15 protein-coding genes are annotated in these 16,233 nt (G+C 76.8%); 7 read left to right on the forward strand and 8 right to left on the reverse strand.

The genetic code is table 11. The features are described 5' to 3' along the window. The coding region (locus AB0G13_RS22430; protein ID WP_357877276.1) for a helix-turn-helix transcriptional regulator at positions 1 to 347 on the reverse strand (347 nt) is incomplete at its 3' end. Positions 348 to 599: 252 nt separating this feature from the next. Here AB0G13_RS22430 and metF point away from each other — a divergent pair. Beyond that, positions 600 to 1,517 carry a methylenetetrahydrofolate reductase [NAD(P)H] gene (metF, locus tag AB0G13_RS22435; protein WP_357877279.1) on the forward strand — a complete coding sequence of 306 codons (918 nt, stop codon included), beginning with the start codon at positions 600 to 602 and terminating at the stop codon, positions 1,515 to 1,517. Between the two features lie 43 nt (positions 1,518 to 1,560). Further along, positions 1,561 to 2,250 (forward strand): CDP-alcohol phosphatidyltransferase family protein, encoded by a 690-nt coding sequence (locus AB0G13_RS22440; RefSeq protein WP_357877282.1) that lies wholly within the window; start codon positions 1,561 to 1,563, stop codon positions 2,248 to 2,250. Between the two features lie 129 nt (positions 2,251 to 2,379). Here AB0G13_RS22440 and crtI read toward each other — a convergent pair whose 3' ends face one another. The 7 genes from crtI to AB0G13_RS22475 all read right to left on the reverse strand — a co-directional run bounded on the left by crtI (position 2,380) and on the right by AB0G13_RS22475 (position 8,785). Then, positions 2,380 to 3,867 (reverse strand): phytoene desaturase family protein, encoded by a 1,488-nt coding sequence (crtI, locus tag AB0G13_RS22445; RefSeq protein ID WP_357877285.1) that lies wholly within the window; start codon positions 3,865 to 3,867, stop codon positions 2,380 to 2,382. A gap of 11 nt (positions 3,868 to 3,878) precedes the next feature. Beyond that, positions 3,879 to 5,006, reverse strand: coding sequence for a glycosyltransferase family 2 protein (locus tag AB0G13_RS22450; protein ID WP_357877288.1), 1,128 nt, complete (start codon positions 5,004 to 5,006; stop codon positions 3,879 to 3,881). Then, positions 5,003 to 5,851, reverse strand: a complete 849-nt coding sequence (locus AB0G13_RS22455) for a carotenoid biosynthesis protein (RefSeq protein WP_357877291.1) — start codon at positions 5,849 to 5,851, stop codon at positions 5,003 to 5,005. The genes AB0G13_RS22450 and AB0G13_RS22455 overlap by 4 nt, the downstream gene beginning before the upstream one ends. Further along, complete coding sequence (locus AB0G13_RS22460) at positions 5,848 to 6,423, reverse strand: GNAT family N-acetyltransferase (RefSeq protein ID WP_357877294.1); 576 nt, start codon at positions 6,421 to 6,423, stop codon at positions 5,848 to 5,850. The genes AB0G13_RS22455 and AB0G13_RS22460 overlap by 4 nt, the downstream gene beginning before the upstream one ends. Continuing rightward, positions 6,420 to 7,163, reverse strand: coding sequence for a monooxygenase (locus tag AB0G13_RS22465; protein WP_357877297.1), 744 nt, complete (start codon positions 7,161 to 7,163; stop codon positions 6,420 to 6,422). Before AB0G13_RS22465 ends, AB0G13_RS22460 begins: the two co-directional genes overlap by 4 nt. Positions 7,164 to 7,239: 76 nt before the next feature. Beyond that, complete coding sequence (locus tag AB0G13_RS22470) at positions 7,240 to 7,728, reverse strand: YbaK/EbsC family protein (RefSeq protein WP_357877300.1); 489 nt, start codon at positions 7,726 to 7,728, stop codon at positions 7,240 to 7,242. Between the two features lie 34 nt (positions 7,729 to 7,762). Continuing rightward, on the reverse strand, positions 7,763 to 8,785 hold the full coding sequence (locus AB0G13_RS22475; protein ID WP_357877303.1) for an EamA family transporter: 1,023 nt from the start codon (positions 8,783 to 8,785) through the stop codon (positions 7,763 to 7,765). A gap of 489 nt (positions 8,786 to 9,274) precedes the next feature. Between AB0G13_RS22475 and AB0G13_RS22480 the strand changes: the two genes are divergently transcribed. The 5 genes from AB0G13_RS22480 (at position 9,275) to AB0G13_RS22500 (ending at position 16,208) form a co-directional block, all read left to right on the forward strand. Next, positions 9,275 to 9,724: an SAV_6107 family HEPN domain-containing protein gene (locus AB0G13_RS22480; protein WP_357877306.1), complete on the forward strand. Its 450-nt coding sequence runs from the start codon at positions 9,275 to 9,277 to the stop codon at positions 9,722 to 9,724. Between the two features lie 88 nt (positions 9,725 to 9,812). Beyond that, positions 9,813 to 10,601, forward strand: coding sequence for a hypothetical protein (locus tag AB0G13_RS22485; RefSeq protein ID WP_357877309.1), 789 nt, complete (start codon positions 9,813 to 9,815; stop codon positions 10,599 to 10,601). Positions 10,602 to 10,629: 28 nt separating this feature from the next. Then, positions 10,630 to 12,192, forward strand: a complete 1,563-nt coding sequence (locus tag AB0G13_RS22490; protein ID WP_357877312.1) for a DNA polymerase Y family protein — start codon at positions 10,630 to 10,632, stop codon at positions 12,190 to 12,192. Between the two features lie 453 nt (positions 12,193 to 12,645). Continuing rightward, positions 12,646 to 15,936 (forward strand): error-prone DNA polymerase, encoded by a 3,291-nt coding sequence (locus tag AB0G13_RS22495; protein WP_357877315.1) that lies wholly within the window; start codon positions 12,646 to 12,648, stop codon positions 15,934 to 15,936. A 98-nt stretch (positions 15,937 to 16,034) separates the two neighbouring features. Further along, positions 16,035 to 16,208: a hypothetical protein gene (locus AB0G13_RS22500; RefSeq protein ID WP_357877318.1), complete on the forward strand. Its 174-nt coding sequence runs from the start codon at positions 16,035 to 16,037 to the stop codon at positions 16,206 to 16,208. Positions 16,209 to 16,233: the final 25 nt, after the last annotated feature.

The raw sequence follows: 16,233 nt of genomic DNA on the forward strand, positions 1-16,233 counted from the left end.
GGAGGAGAAGAGGCCGAGCGTACGCCCGCCGAGCGCGGTGACCAGCGTACCCGGGGCCGGGTGCCGCCGAAGGCCGGCGGCGGACCGAGGTTGCGGGTGCGGGCCGCGGCGGTGGCCAGCAGGTCGACCGGCACCGCGAGGACGACGGCGAGCCAGCCGAGCCAGAACTCGCCGGGGGCGCGCAGCTGCCGCTCCCACCGGGAGACCTCGTGCCGGCTGAGGGTCGGCACACCGGACGCGGCGCAGAGCTCGGCCGCGAGCCGCAGCTGGCTCCAGCCGCGGGCCAGCCGGAGCCGGGCGAGCAGCGGCCCGAGCAGTTGCGGGCCGGGCGGCGGGGGCGACGTCATCGGTCCTCCGGGCGGGTGTCGGCGCGGCGGCGGCGCGGGCCCCGGAACGGGACCGGTGCGCCACCGGTGGATGCTGACCCCCGCGCGGGCCCCCGGCGGGTCGGCCTCCGGCCGGGCCCACCCCGCGCAACCCCATGACTACTCCGGGGGTACGACGCTTTCCGGCCCCGGCGGATCCGCGTTCGTGCGGTCCTGCGTCCGCGAGTGTGGGAAGGTCTCGGCCCGCGGGGCCCGGCCCGCTAGAGTCGTGGCGTGGCGCTCGGTCTTCCATCGGTCCTCCCCAATCCGCAGCCGGCGATCGGGGAGCTGATCCGTGACCGCCAGCCGACGTTCTCCTTCGAGTTCTTCCCGCCCAAGACCGAGCAGGGCGAGCGGCTGTTGTGGCAGGCGATCCGCGAGCTGGAGTCGCTGCGCCCGTCGTTCGTCTCGATCACCTACGGCGCGGGCGGGTCGACCCGCGACACCACCGTCGCGGTCACCGAGCGGATCGCCACCGAGACCACCCTGCTGCCGATGGCCCACCTGACCGCGGTCAACCACTCCGTGGCCGAGCTGCGCCACGTCATCGGCCGGCTCGCCGGGGTCGGGGTGCGCAACGTGCTCGCCGTGCGGGGCGACCCGCCGGGCGACCCGGGCGGCGACTGGGTGCGCCACCCCGAGGGCGTGCTGCACGCCGAGGAGCTGGTCCGCCTGGTGCGCGACGCCGGCGACTTCAGCGTCGGGGTGGCGGCGTTCCCCTACAAGCACCCGCGTTCACCCGACGTCGACAGCGACACCGAGCACTTCGTCCGCAAGTGCCGGGCCGGCGCCGACTTCGCGATCACCCAGATGTTCTTCGACGCCGACGACTACCTGCGACTGCGCGACCGGGTCGCCGCCGCCGGCTGCGACACCCCGATCCTGGCCGGCGTGATGCCGGTGACGCAGATCGGCACCATCGAGCGCTCGGTGCAGCTCTCGGGGGCACCCTTCCCACCGGCCCTGGCCGAGCGGTTCGCGAAGGTCGCCGACGACGCGGAGGCGGTGCGCCGGCTCGGCGTCGAGCAGGCCAGCGAGATGTGCCGGCGGCTGCTCGACGAGGGCGTGCCGGGGATCCACTTCATCACCCTCAACCGCTCCACCGCCACCCGGGAGGTCTGGCAGAACCTCCAGGTCGGCGCGCGGGTGTGACCCCGGTGCCGCGACACCTGAGCGCCGGTGCGACGGTTGTTCCGTGGTGGGCACACAGCTGAACTGGGACGACTACGCCACGGCCTGGGCACGGCTGCACGGGGGGTTCGACCCCCGGGCGGCGACCCCGGTCGTCCGCGCCTGGCTGCGGTTCGCCTACCACGTCGGGTTCGTGCTGGGCCGGCTGCGGGTCGGCCCGACCCCGGTCACCGTGGTCGGCGTGCTGCTCTGCGCCTGCGTGCCGCTGTTCGCCGTACGGCCGCAGGACGGCCCCTTCCTCGCGGCGCTGTTCGTGCTGCTCGCCGCGGTGGCGGACAGCGTCGACGGTGCGGTGGCGGTGGCCACGAACCGGACCACCCGGCTCGGCTACGTCTACGACTCGCTGGCCGACCGGCTCGGCGAGGTCGCCTGGCTGGCCGCGTTCTGGCTGATCGGGGCGCCGGGGGCGCTCGTCGTGACCGCCGGTGCGCTCTCCTGGCTGCACGAGTACGTCCGCGCCCGGGCGGTCTCCGCCGGGATGCGGGAACTCGGCGCGGTGACCGTGGGGGAGCGCCCCACCCGGGTCTCGGTGGCCCTGGTCGGGCTGCTGCTGGCCGGGCTGACCGGGCTGATCGAGCCGGACCTGGCCGCCGGCACGATGACCATGGCGACCTCCGTCTGGGTGCTGCTGGCCGGGTTCGGCCTGGGCCAGTTGCTCTCCGCCGTCCGCCGCGCCCTGATCGACGCCGGCTGACCGCGCCCTGATCGACGCCGGCTGACCGCGCGGTAGGGCCGGCCGGGCTGCGCGGCAGGGCCGGCCGGTCCGGCCGGGCTGCCAGCGAGGCCCCGGACGTGTCGACGCGGTGCCCCTGCCCGTCGGCGGCTACCAGGCGGGGCCGATCTCCTCGGCGACGATCTGGGCGGAGAGCGTCACCATCGGCAGGCCGCCGCCCGGGTGGCTGGAGCCGCCGACCAGCCACAACCCGTGCGCCGGGCCCCGGTTGGCCGGGCGCAGCAGGCCGCCGGCGGTGCCGTAGATCGACCCGCCGGGCGCGCCGGTCGCGTCGTCCAGGTCGGCCGGGGTGCGGACCTCCCGGAACACCAGCCGGTCCCGCACGTCGACGCCGCGCTCGGCCAGCACGTCGAGGACCCGGTCGGCGTACGCCTCGGCGAGGCCGGGCCGACGCCAGTCGACGGCGCCGGTGGCGGTGCCGTGCCGGGGGGCGTTGACCAGCACGAACCACGCCTCGTGGCCGGCCGGCCGGACCATCGGGTCGTCGGCCACGGTGACGAAGACGGTGGGATCGGCCGCCGGGCGGGCCCGCACGCCGCGCCCCGGGTGGCCGAAGACCGCGTCGAACTCGGCGTCGTAGTCGCGGGGGAAGAACACGTTGTGGTGGGCCAGCCCGGAGTCCCCGGTGACGCCGAGCAGCAGTACGAAACCGGCCAGGCTGCGGTCGGTCAGCCCGGCCAGCCGGCGCGGGCTGGGCAGCAGGTCCCGGTAGAGGGTGAGCGCGTCGACGTTGGCCACCACCACGTCGGCGGGGACGGGCGCGGCGACGCCGCGCAGGCGTACGCCGTGCACCCGGCCGCCCGCGGCGTCGATCCGGGTGACCGTGGCGCCGGTCTGCACGACCACGCCGAGGTCCAGGCAGCGGGTCAGCAGCGCGTCGGCGAGCGTGCCCAGCCCGCCACGCAGGTACCAGCCGCCGAAGGCCAGCTCGGCGTAGGGCACGGCGACCAGCGCGGCCGGCGCCCGGCGCGGGTCGGCGCCGGTGTAGGTGGCGTACCGGTCCAGCAGCATCCGCAGCCGGGGGTCGGACAGGTGCCGTCGGCCCAGCCCGCGCAGCGTCCGGCCCGGCCCGATGGCGGCCAGGTCGCCCAGCCGCCAGGCCAGCGCGGCCAGGTCCAGCGGGGAGTCGATCGGGCGGCGCAGGATGTCCCGGTGCGACGCCTGCCACACCCGCTCGGCCCGGCGCCACAGCCGCCGCCAGTCCGCGGCGGCCCGGTCGCCGAAGGCCGCACCGATCCGGGCGGCGAACTCGGTCGGGTCGGCGCAGGAGTCGAGGGCCGGGCCGCCGCCGGGGAAGACGTGCCGCACGATCGGGTCCACCGGCACCAGGTCCAGGTACTCGTCGAGCTTCGCGCCGGTCGCCTCGAACAGGTCGTGGAAGACGTCGGGCAGGGTGAGCAGGCTCGGCCCGGTGTCGAAGTGGAACGGGCCCGCCGGGGTGTCGTGAAGGTACCGGCCGAGCTTGCCGCCGACGGTGCCCGTACGTTCGAGCACGGTGACCTGGTGTCCGGTGGCGGCCAGCCGGGCGGCGGTGGCCAGGCCTCCCACCCCGGCGCCGACGACCACGATCCGCGCCATGCCGCGCCTCCCTAGGTGACGGGGCGGCCGCGCCAGGACAGGCGACGCCGCTTCCGCAGATGGTACGACCGCAGGGTCAGCCAACCGAGGACCACGACCGACACGGGGTGTGCCAGCGCGTCGGGCCACCACCGGCCGCCGGTCGCCCGGGCGCTGACCGCCCGCCCGGCCACCCCGAGCAGGTAGGTCGCGAGCGCGGCGGCGGCCACCGTCGGCGCGCCGGCGGCCAGGGCGGCGACCGCCAGCAGCGGGGGAGCGGTGTAGAGCAGGAGCAGCAGGGCCACCACGGCGGCCGCCGCCCTCGGGTTGCCGAAGGTCGCCCAGAGCGACTTCGAGTAGCCGTCGCGCAGCTGCGGCCAGTCCTCGTACATCCGGCAGGCGGCCAGCCGCGAGCCGTCGGCGAGGGCGATCCGGCCGCCGGCCCGCTTGACCGCGCGGGCCAGCTCGACGTCCTCCAGGATCTTCCCGGCCACCACGGCGTGCCCGCCTGCGGCCTCGTAGCCGGCCCGGTCCACCACCAGGAACTGCCCGCCGGCGGCGGCCAGCGATGGACGCCGCGAGCGCTCCATCGCCCGCAGCGGCAGGAAGGTCAGCCACAGCCACTGCAACAGCGGCTGGACCAGCCGGTCGGCCACCGTCGCCACCAGGATCCGGGGGTACGGCGACAGCAGCGTCACCCGCGCGGCCCGCAGCTCGGTGACGGCCGCCGCGACCGCGTCCGGGGCGAGCACCACGTCGGCGTCGACGAAGACCAGCGCGGTCGCCGCGGGGTCGGCCCGGGTGGCCAGCTGCCAGCAGGCGTGCGGCTTGCCCAGCCAGCCCGGCGGCGGGGCGACCCCGTCGAGCAGGGTGACCCGGGGGTCGTCGCCCGCCACCGCGCGGACCACGCCCGCGGTGCCGTCGGACGACCCGTCGTCGAGCACCACCACGCGCAGCCGCGGCACGCCCCGCTGGGCGAGCAGCGCGCGCAGGCACGGGGTGACCCGCGCGGCCTCGTCGCGCAGCGGCAGCAGCACCGCCACGGGCTCGGTGACCGGCGCCGGCCGCTCGGCCGGGCGGCGCAGCCAGCGGCCGGCGTTGACCAGGGTGTGCGCGGTCAGCGCGGCCACGCCGAGCAGCAGCGCGAGGACGGCGGTCATGCCGTCGCGTCGACGCCGGGGCGCTGCGGCCGAGGGGACCGGTGTTGGTCATCGCGGCGGGAGCGGACCAGCGTGACCGCCAGCGGCACGGCGGCCACCGACATGCCGACCGCGCCCCACAGCGCCGAGGCGGGCAGGTCGAGGAAGGCCGCGTGGGCCAGCACGCTGGAGAAGTACGTCCACAGCCAGAGCGCGAACATCGGGCCGTCGCGCCCGTCGGTGGTGGCCACGGCGGGCCCGGCCAGCGGGCGCAGCGCGCTCATGATCAGCACGGCGAAGAGCAGCCAGCCCAGGTAGTTGCTCACCGGGATGCCGGGCAGGCCGGGCAGCGTGGGGGTGGCGTCCCGCCAGACCCAGTGGCCCTCGGCCACCATCTGCGGGTCGAGGAAGAGGTCCCAGGCGGCCAGCCCGACGGCGGCCAGCGCGATCCGCCGGCCATGGAACGCGCCGCCCCGCTGCCCGGGCCGGCCGCCGGCGTCGCCCCCGGTCAGCCGGGTGGCGGCCAGCCAGGCCGGCCAGGCCATCCAGGTCCAGGCCAGCGGGATGATCAGCGGCACCCCGGCCAGCTTCGGCCCCAGCTCGCCGGAGTAGTCGTAGCTGCCGAACGGGAAGCCGGTGGCCACTCCGAGCGCCTCGATGGCGAACCCGCCGACCGTGGCCACCGCGACCAGCGCCGCCGCCGTACGCGGGCCCCGGCTGAGCAAGGCGTGGCCGACCGAGAGCAGGTAGCCGAGCACGACGGTGGCGACGGTCAGCCGGGCCCGGGCCTCCCCGGTGGTCAGCGGGTAGCAGATCTGCGCCAGCACCAGCACGGCCAGCAGCGCCCAGGACAGCCGTCGGGTCACGAGGCGCCCCGGCCGGGCGGGGCGGGTGTCGGGGGCTCCAGCGGCAGGTCCCGGCCGAGCACGCCGAACGGGCGCTCGTCGCCGGGGAAGTGGAAGTCGCGCAGGACGTCGACGAAGCCGAACCGGCGGTACAGCCGCCAGGCCCGGGACCGCTGTTCGTCGGCCTCGGGGGTGGAGAGCAGCGTGGTCGTGCCCTCCGCCAGGCTCAGCAGGGCCCGCAGCTGCCGCGCGCCCAGGCCGTGCCCCTGCGCGGGCGGACGGACGTGCAGCTCGACCACCTCGAAGCAGTGGGTCAGCCAGCGCTGCCGGGCCGGGGTGTCCAGCGCCCGCCAGACCTGGTCGTGCCACCACTGCCCCGAGCCGCCCAGGTAGCCGTAGCCGAAGCCGGCCAGGTGGCCCTCGCTGGTCAGGCTGGCGACGGCGCGGAAGCCGGGTCGGCGTACGTGGGTGGCGATGTAGCCGCGCCGGGAATCCAGCAGCTCCGGGCGGTAGCCCATCGCCTCGCCGTAGACGGCCACCACGTCGTCCAGCCGTCGGACGAGATCGTCCGGCGTCCACCGCACCAACCTCATGCCCGTGCACCCTCCGCCGCTCTCGGATCGCCGTCCGCGACCCACCCCAGCACCGCCCGGTCACCCACCACGTCGCGTACCTCGAACCGCGCGAAGAGCTCCTCCGCGTACCACCCCTCGGTGGGGGTCCGCATGATCGCGGCGCGGTGCTCCGGGTGACGGTACGCGAACGCAACGAGGTCCGCCGGGGCGCGCCACACGCTCACCGTGCCCTGCCAGCCCAGCGGGGCCTCGCCGACGCCGAAGCGGGCCAGCAGGCCGGGCGCGGCGTGCAGCGCGGCGGCCACCGGGGGGATCGCCCGCCAGAAGGTGGCCGCCCGCCGTGGCCGCAGCCGGGCGCGGGTCAGCGCCAGCACCGGGCCGGTGACCCGGCCACCGGGCGGATCCCCGAACGGCCGGCGGCCCGACCACTCGCCCCGGCTGCTCAGCGGGCGCAGGTCGACCCGCACGGACGCGTGGGCGATCCGGGTCCAGGCGCGCCCCACCGGCGAGCCGTCGAAGCCGGCCGCGGCGGCGGGGGAGTCCCACACGGTCAGCGCCGCCCACCGGGTGAGGTCGGCGTCGCCCGGCCCGAAGCCGGTGCCGGTCCCGGTGCCGAGCAGCTTGCCGAACCGTACGCCGGGCAGCGCGCGCAGCCGGCGGGGGTCGACCGCCATCCGGGTCAGCGCCCGGGGCAGCGCGGCGCGGGAGGTGCGCCACACGTGCAGCGTGACCAGTTCCGGGACGTCGGTCCCGCGCACGGCATCCACCTCGCTCCGCTCGCTCACGCCGTCGCGAGGCGCCACGCTGCTGAGCCCCATGGTTCGCTCCGCTCGCTCACGCCACCCCGGTCGGGACGCCGCCGGTGACCCGCAGCAGCTCCGGGTACGTGGTGGGGAAGACCGCCCGCGGCACGCCGCCGGCCGCCCAGATCTCGTCGTACGACTCCAGGGCGGTGTCGACCAGGGTGCGCAGCGGACGCGGGTGGCCGACCGGGGCGACCCCGCCGATCACCTGCCCGGTGTGCGCGCGGACGAACTCCGGGGTGGCCCGGCGCAGCCGGCCGACCCCGATGGACGCGGCCAGGCCGACGGTGTCCACCCGGTGCGCGCCGGAGGTGAGCACCAGCAGCGGCGCGCCGTCCGCCTCGAAGACGAGCGAGTTGGCGATCTGGCCGACTCCGACGCCGAGCGACTCGGCCGCGGCCGCGGCGGTGTGGACCGCGTCGGGCAGCAGGCGGACGACGCTCGGCGCGCCGGAGGCGTCCCGGGCGCCAGCGGCGTCGAGCACGTCCTGCACCGCCCGTACGTTCGGGTGTGGCTGCATGTCGACCATTCTTCCCGGTGGCCCGGTCGGCGGCTCAGCCGGCCGTGCCGCGCCCCGACCGGGCGGGACGCGGCGACGTTCGGCCCGCCCGGGGCGGGACGGTGACGGTGTCCGGGGCGGGCGGCGCGGCGGCCCGGTCCGGGGCGACCCGGGCCGTCTCGGCCAGCGCGACGCCGGCCAGCACCAGGAGCCCGCCGGTGAGCTGGGCGGTGTTGAGCGCCTCACCGGGGCCGATCACGACCCAGGCGACCGCCGAGGCGAGCACCGGCTCGGCCATGCCGAGGATCCCGACGCTGGTTGCGGGGAGGTGCCGTATCGCCCCGGCCACCAGCAGGTACGGCGCGATCGAGCCGAGCACCACCATGTACCCGCAGAGCAGCGCCACGGGCACGCCCCCGTCGGTGTCGGTGGTCAGCGGCTCCCAGCCGCCGGTGCCCACGGTGACCGCGCGGGTGAGCAGGCCCGCCACGGCCGAGGCGCCGAACGCCCAGGTGCACAGCGACAACGTGTCCCGGCGCGCCGTGCCGTGGGCGCCGAGCACGTAGTAGGCGGCGAGGAAGACCGCGGCGCCGAGGCCGGCGAGCACGCCGAGGCCGTCCAGCTTCAGCTCGCCCCACACCTCGGCCACGCAGCCGAGGCCGACGAGGCTCAACGCCAGGCCGGCCCAGAGCCGCGGGCGCACCCGGTGCCGCTGACCGAACCGGGCCCAGAGGGCGACCAGCAACGGGGCGGTGTACTCGAACAGCAGCCCGATCCCGACCGGCAGCCGGGAGATGGCGACGAAGTAGAGCATCGGCACGGCGAAGAACCCAGCCAGCCCGTACCCGATCAGCAGCGGCAGCTGGCCGGGGGTGGCCCGGAGCCGGCGGGCCCCCGGGCGCAGCAGCAGGCTCAGGACCAGCAGCCCGGTGACGGCGCCGGCGGCGCGCAGCAGGGTGAGCTGCGGGGCGTCCAGGCCGGCGCGGAGCACCAGCTTGGAGACCGTGCCGTTGACGGCGAAGAGCCCGGCCGAGGCGAGCACCATGGCGACCCCGAGGCCGGGGCGGGGGGTTGTCACGGGCGGAGGCTACCGCCGCGAACCCGGCGCCCACCGCGGCAGGCCCCGGCGGCGGGCGCCGGAGCCGGCACCTGCTGCGACGTCGACCGACGTCCGCGCGTCACACGTTGCATTTTCGTCGGAGGGAGGGTGTACTGTCAGCAGCAGTTAGAACGAGTGTTCGATTGCCTCGAACGCCCGTTCCAACAGACCCGGGGCGGTGTTTCGCGGCGCGGCTCCGGGCGGTGCGGCTCCGCGGGCCGCACCTGGGTCCCGGGCAGTCGCGAGTCCGGGCCCGTCAGGCAGGAGCGTCGCCCGCCGCCCACGACCCCCGGGCGGCGGGCGACGAACCCGCCGGTAACGCCGGCCGGGTGTGGTGTGGGGAAGCGTCCACACCCGGCCGGCCACCCCACCGGTGCGTCTTCCTCCGCACCACTCGACCCGGCGTCCCGCCGGCGGCCCAGGGCCGTCTCCGGGGCGGCGCCTCGGCCACGTGGAGGAGACAGTCCCATGCCGACCAACCCGGCTCAGGCACCGACGGTGCCGGCGCACGTGCTGCCGCACCGCACCCCCGCCCAGCTTCTCGCGGTGGCCCGGCACGGGCTGGCCGAGGCCGCCCAGACCCGCCCCGACGGCCTCCGTTACGCCGCCGCCCACCTCGCCGCGCTCCGGGCGGCCGCAGCCGTGCTCGCCGCCCGGGCGCGTCCCGCCCCCGCCCGACGCCACCGGGTCACCAGCGTCTGGATCCTGCTCTCCGGCGTCGCCCCCGAGCTCGACGAGTGGGCCCGGTTCTTCGCCCTCGGCGCCGGCAAGCGGGCCGCCGCCGAGGCCGGCATCCCCCGGGTGGTGACCGCCCGGGAGGCCGACGACCTGCTGCGCTCCGCCGAGCAGTTCGTCACGGTCGTGGAGACCGCGCTCGGGGTGGCCCACCAACCGGCGCTCGACGGCCTCGCGGCCTGACCCGGGCACCCGGCCATCCGGTGGTGACCGGGTGCCCGGGCGCGCCACGCGCACGTCCGATCCGACAGCACGACGGGGGGTAGGTCCGATGGCGGGCCGGATGGTGGTCGGTTCCGCCGCACTGGCCGGTCTGGTGCGCCCGGCGAGCGCGCCGGATCCGGCGGGTGGCCACCGGCTGCTGCCGGTGGCCCCGGAGCTGACCGGGCTGTTGCCCAACCGGGGGCTGCGGCGGGGCAGCACGATCGCGGTCGCCACCGGCCAACCCCCCCGACGCAGCGGCGGCACCTCGCTGGTCCTGGCGCTGCTCGCCGAGGCGTCCCGGGCCGGTTCGTGGTGCGCCGTGGTCGGGGTCCCGACGTTCGGGGCGGGCGCTGCCGCCGAGCTGGGCATCGCCCTGGACCGGCTCGCCCTGGTGCCCCACCCGGGCCCGGAGTGGGCCACCGTCATCGCCGCCCTGATCGACGGGGTGGACGTCGTGGTCACCGCCGTGCCGACTGCGGTCTCCGCCTCGGTCGCCAACCGGCTGGCCGCCCGGGCCCGGCAGCGGGGCAGCGTCCTCGTCCCGTACGGGCAGTGGGACGGCGCGGACGTGACCCTCCAGGTGGTCCGGGGCGCCTGGGAGGGGCTCGGGCAGGGGCGGGGCCGGCTGCGTCGCCGCGAGGTCACCGTCTCCGCGCGGGGCCGGGGGGCCGCCGCCCGCCCCAAGGAGATCAAGGTCTGGCTGCCGGGGGACGGGCTCACCCGGGTCATTCCCCGCTCCGCTCCCGCCGCCGTCTCCGTCACCGGCCGGTCGACCGCCGGCCGGCTCCGCCCGGTCGGCCCGGCGCCCACCGGCCCGTCCCGTCGTGCCGCGCTCACCCTGGTCGGCCCGACGTGACCGCCGCGCTGACTCTGGCCGGTCCGACGTGACCGTCGCGCCCGTGCGGACCCTGCTGCTCTGGTGCCCGGACTGGCCGGTGCTCGCCGCGGAGATCGTCGACGGGGTGCCGGCCACCGCCCCGGTCGCCGTGCTGCACGCCAACCGGGTGGTCGCCTGCTCCGAGCGGGCCCGCGCCGAGGGGGTGCGTCGGGGGCTGCGCAAACGGGAGGCCCAGGGCCGGTGCCCGCAGCTCACCGCCGTCGAGTACGACCCCGGGCGGGACGCCCGAGCGTTCGAACCGGTGGTCGCCGCCGTCGAGGAACTGGTCGCCGGCGTCGAGGTGGTGCGCCCCGGCGCGTGCGCGGTGGCGGCCCGGGGGCCGAGCCGCTACCTCGGGGGCGAGGAGGCGGCAGCCGAGCGGATCGTCGAGCACGTCGCCCAGGCCTGCGCAGTGGAGAGTCAGGTCGGCATCGCCGACGGGGTCTTCGCCGCCGGGCTGGCCGCCCGAGACGGACGGGTCGTTCCGCCCGGCGGGACACCGCAGTTCCTCGCCGACCTGCCGGTCGAGGCGCTCGGCCGCCCGGCCCTGAGCGACCTGCTGCGCCGGCTCGGCGTACGCACCCTGGGCGACTTCGCCGCGCTGCCCGCCGGCGACGTGCTGGCCCGGTTCGGCTTCGACGGCGCGCTGGCCCACCGGCTGGCGGCCGGGCGTGACCACCGTCCGCTCGCGGTCCGGCAACCCCCGGCCGACCTCGCGGTCACCGCCGACCACGACGAGCCGCTCGACCGGGTCGACGCGGCGGCCTTCGCCGCCCGGGCGTTGGCCGAACGGCTGCACGACCGGCTCGCCGCACACGGGCTGGCCTGCACCCGGCTCGGCATCGAGGCGGTCACCGCGCACGGTCAGGAACTGCACCGGGTCTGGCGGCACGACGGGCTGCTCACCGCCGCGGCCATCGCCGACCGGGTGCGCTGGCAGCTCGACGGCTGGCTGTCCGGCAGCACCGGTCGGGCCGGCACCCGCCCGGCCCGCCCGACGGCGGGCATCATTCGGCTGCGGCTGGTCCCGGACGGGGTGGTCGCGCAGGCCGGCCTGCAACCCGGCCTGTGGGGGGAGACCGGCGAGGAGCGGGAGCGGGCGCACCGGGCGCTGAGCCGGGTGCAGGGCATCCTCGGCCCCGAGGCGGTGGTCACCGCGGTGCTCGGCGGCGGGCGCTCGCCGGCCGACCAGGTGCGTCTGGTGCCGTGGGGTGACGAACGCCTGCCGGCCCGTCCCGTCCCGCCGCCGTGGCCGGGCCGGCTGCCGCCACCCGCGCCGGCCGTGGTGCTGCCCGACCCGCTCGCCGCGGTCGTGCAGGACGCCGCCGGCGAGCCGGTCGAGGTCAGCGCGCGACTCCAGGTCAGCGCCGAGCCGGCCCGGCTGACCGTGGGCGCCGCCCGGCCGGTCGAGATCGTCGGCTGGGCCGGTCCGTGGCCGGTCGACGAGCGCTGGTGGGCGCCGGCCGAGGCCCGTCGGCGGGCCCGGTTCCAGGTCTGCCTGGCCGACGGTACGGCCCTGCTGCTCGCCGTCGAGGCCGGGCGGTGGCTGGTGGAGGCGATCTATGACTGAGCGCCCGCCCCGCGCCCGCCGCCCCGGTCGGCGTGAGGCTTCGCCGGCTGGCCGGCAGACGCTGTCGAGCTGCCCCGTCCACGGGACCACCGGTCGCCGGCTCTCGGATCTTGGCCGGTTCCGGCCCCTCCCTGGGCCGAAACCGACCAAGATCCCCCCGGCTGTCCGCCCGGAGGGGCTCCGATGAGCTTCCACAACCCGAAGCTGCCCTGGTCGGAGTTGGAACGCCTGCTCTCCGGCCGGGGACCCGGCACCGGACGGCCGGCCCCGGACCGGCCGGGTGCGGACGCGGGTGGGCCAGGGGAAGGCCGATCGGGCGAGCGCGTGGGTCGGCCGGGTGAAGGCCGATCGGGTGCGGGCCGGTCGGGTGCGGATCGAGCAAGCGGTGGGGGTCGGCCCGGCCCGGATCGAGCGGGCGCGGGGGAGGGGCGGGCCGGCGGGGAGGGCGGCCGGGTGCGCGACGAGCGGCACCTGCACGTGGTCGACCCGCTGGCCGTGGACGCCGACGGCGGCGACTCTCCCGCCTGGAGCCGCAGGCGGGAGCACTACCGGCCGCCCGAGGTGGCCCGCCCCGACGACGCGGTGCCGTACGCCGAGCTGCACGCGCACACCAACTTCAGCTTCCTCGACGGCGCCAGCCACCCGGAGGAACTGGCCGAGGAGGCGGCCCGGCTGGGCCTCACCGCGCTCGCCGTCACCGACCACGACGGCTTCTACGGGGTGGTGCGCTTCGCCGAGGCGGCCCGCGCGCTGCACCTGCCGACCATCTTCGGCGCCGAGCTCTCCCTGGACCTGCCCGGCCCGCAGAACGGCGAGCCCGACCCGCTCGGGCGGCACCTGCTGCTCCTCGCCCACGGCCACGAGGGGTACGCCCGGCTGGCGTCGACCATCGCCCGCGCCCAGCTGCGCGGTGGGGAGAAGGGCCGCCCGGTCTACGGCGAGCTGGAGGAGGTCGCCGCCGAGCTGCGGGACCACGTGCTGGTGCTCACCGGCTGCCGCAAGGGGCACGTGCCGTCGGCGCTGCTCACCGAGGGGGTGGACGCGGCGGCCCGCGAGCTGGACCGGCTGACCGCCCTGTTCGGCGCGGAGACGGTGGCGGTGGAGCTGACCGACCACGGGCACCCGGTCGACGCCGACCGCAACGACGCGCTCGCCGAGCTGGCGGCGACGGCCGGCCTGCCCACGGTGGCCACCAACAACGTGCACTACGCCACCCCGGGCCGGCGGCGGCTGGCGACCACCGTCGCCGCCGTCCGGGCCCGGCGCAGCCTGGACGAGATCGACGGCTGGCTGCCCGCCGCCGGCACCGCCCACCTGCGCGGCGGCGCCGAGATGGCGGCCCGGTTCGCCGCCTACCCCGGTGCGGTGGCCCGCGCCGCCGAGTTCGGCGCCGAGCTCGCCTTCGACCTCCAGCTCGTGGCACCCCGGCTGCCGGCGTACCCGGTGCCGCCCGGGCACACCGAGATGAGCTGGCTGCGCCACCTGACGCACCAGGGCGCCCACGAGCGCTACGGCCCGCCCGCGGCGCATCCGAGGGCGTACGCGCAGCTCGACCACGAGCTGAACATGATCGAGGAGCTGGGCTTCCCCGGCTACTTCCTGGTGGTCTACGACATCGTCACGTTCTGCCGCGAGCAGGACATCTACTGCCAGGGGCGGGGCTCGGCGGCCAACTCGGCCGTCTGCTACGCGCTGCGGATCACCAACGTGGACGCCGTCCGGCACCGGCTGCTCTTCGAGCGCTTCCTCGCCCCGGAGCGCGACGGCCCGCCGGACATCGACGTGGACATCGAGTCCGACCGCCGGGAGGAGGTGATCCAGCACGTCTACGCCCGGTACGGCCGGGAGCACACCGCACAGGTCGCCAACGTCATCTCCTACCGGCCCCGCTCGGCGGTGCGGGACGTGGCCAAGGCGTTCGGGTTCTCGCCCGGCCAGCAGGACGCCTGGAGCAAGCAGATCGACCGCTGGGGCTCCGTGGCGCCCGTCGACGTGGCGGACATCCCCGAGCAGGTGGTCGCGTACGCCAACGAGTTGCAGACGTTCCCCCGGCACCTGGGCATCCACTCCGGCGGCATGGTGATCTGCGACCGGCCGGTGATCGAGGTGTGCCCGGTGGAGTGGGGGCGGATGCCGGGCCGCAGCGTGCTCCAGTGGGACAAGGACGACTGCGCCGCCGTCGGCCTGGTCAAGTTCGACCTGCTCGGGCTCGGCATGCTCTCCGCGCTGCACTACGGCTACGACATGATCGGGATGAGCCTGGACCTCGGCGACATGACGCTGGACGACCCCGAGGTCTACGACATGCTCTGCCGGGCCGACTCGGTCGGGGTGTTCCAGGTGGAGAGCCGCGCCCAGATGGCCACCCTGCCCCGGCTGAAGCCCCGCGAGTTCTACGACCTGGTGGTCGAGGTGGCGCTGATCCGGCCCGGCCCGATCCAGGGCGGCTCGGTGCACCCGTACATCCGGCGCAAGAACGGCCAGGAGCCGGTGACCTACCCGCACCCGCTGATGCGCAACGCGCTGGAGAAGACCCTCGGCGTGCCGCTGTTCCAGGAGCAGCTGATGCAGCTCGCCATCGACCTGGCCGGCTTCGACGCGGCGGGGGCCGACCAGCTGCGCCGGGCGATGGGCGCCAAGCGTTCCGCCGAGCGGATGGCCCGCATCGCCGACCGGCTCTACGCGGGCATGGCCGGGCGGGGCATCACCGGCGAGCTGGCCGACGACGTCTACCGAAAGCTCTCCGCGTTCGCCAGCTACGGCTTCCCGGAGAGCCACGCGATGAGCTTCGCCTACCTGGTCTACGCCAGCTCCTGGCTCAAGCGCTACCACCCGGGGCCGTTCCTGGCCGCGCTGCTCAACGCCCAGCCGATGGGCTTCTACTCGCCGCAGACGCTGGTCGACGACGCCCGCCGGCACGGGGTCGAGGTGCGCCGGCCGGACGTCAACGCCAGCGGCGCTCTGGCGGTGCTGGAGTCCACCCCGCAGACCCGGTGGGGCAGCGCGCCGGGGGAGCCGCCGCACGCCTGGGGGCTGAACGGGCCGGCCGTCCGGCTCGGGCTCTCCGGCGTACGCACCCTCGGCGAGGGGGTGGCCGAGCGGATCGAGACGGAACGGGCGGCGCGCGGGCCGTACCGCGACATGCCGGACCTGGCCCGGCGGGTCGGGCTGTCCGCCGCGCAGCTGGAGGCGCTGGCCACCGCGGACGCCTTCGCCTGCTTCGGGCTGTCCCGGCGGCAGGCCCTTTGGGCCGCCGGCGCGGCGGCCCAGGACCGGCCGGGCCGGCTGCCGGGCACGGTGACCGGCGCGACCGCGCCCACCCTGCCCGGGATGGAGGCGGTGGACCGGCTGGTCGCCGACGTCTGGGCGACCGGGCTGTCGCCGGAGAGCCACCCGGTGAGCTTCCTCCGCCCCCGGCTCGACGCCCTCGGCGCGGTGCCGATCGCCCGGCTCGGCCGGGTGGAGCCGGGGCGGCGCATCCGGGTCGGCGGGATCGTCACCCACCGGCAGCGGCCCGCGACCGCCGGCGGGGTCACCTTCCTCAACCTGGAGGACGAGACGGGGATGCTCAACGTCACCTGCTCCCCGGGCCTGTGGCAGCGCTACCGGCGGGTGGCCCGCACCAGCGCCGCGCTGGTGGTGCGGGGCCGGTTGCAGCGGCACGAGGGAGTGATCAACCTCACTGCCGACCGGCTGGACGCGATCGAACCGCCGGTCAGCCCGCCCTCGCGCGACTTCCGCTGACGGCAGTGATCCACATTACGGTTTTTCCCGCTCGATGGAGGGACACTCCAGCTCGCGCGGGCAGAGTGGCCCGCGCGAGCACGAGGGGGACAACGATCATGGGAAACAACGAGCGTAGCGGCGGGGTGGCGAACTCCCGGCGGACCCGGCTCAGCGCCGGTTGGACCCCGAGCCACCACACCGAGCCGCGCGAGTACGAGATCGTCGAGGGCCCGGTGGCCAACGCCCTGCGGTCGCGGGCCGAGGACGACGCCGCCACCGGCGAGTCCTGACCTCCCGCCCGGAGCCGGCCGGGCC

The organism is Micromonospora sp. NPDC023633 (genome assembly GCF_040640035.1).
Lineage (GTDB): Bacteria > Actinomycetota > Actinomycetes > Mycobacteriales > Micromonosporaceae > Micromonospora.

Coding starts and splice junctions, on each gene's coding strand:
- AB0G13_RS22480 (WP_357877306.1), top strand. CDS start 9,275: ATGCCGACCAACCCGGCTCAGGCACCGACGGTGCCGGCGCACGTGCTG.
- AB0G13_RS22450 (WP_357877288.1), bottom strand. CDS start 5,006: ATGACCGCCGTCCTCGCGCTGCTGCTCGGCGTGGCCGCGCTGACCGCG.
- AB0G13_RS22460 (WP_357877294.1), bottom strand. CDS start 6,423: ATGAGGTTGGTGCGGTGGACGCCGGACGATCTCGTCCGACGGCTGGAC.
- AB0G13_RS22470 (WP_357877300.1), bottom strand. CDS start 7,728: ATGCAGCCACACCCGAACGTACGGGCGGTGCAGGACGTGCTCGACGCC.
- crtI (WP_357877285.1), bottom strand. CDS start 3,867: ATGGCGCGGATCGTGGTCGTCGGCGCCGGGGTGGGAGGCCTGGCCACC.
- AB0G13_RS22485 (WP_357877309.1), top strand. CDS start 9,813: ATGGCGGGCCGGATGGTGGTCGGTTCCGCCGCACTGGCCGGTCTGGTG.
- AB0G13_RS22500 (WP_357877318.1), top strand. CDS start 16,035: ATGGGAAACAACGAGCGTAGCGGCGGGGTGGCGAACTCCCGGCGGACC.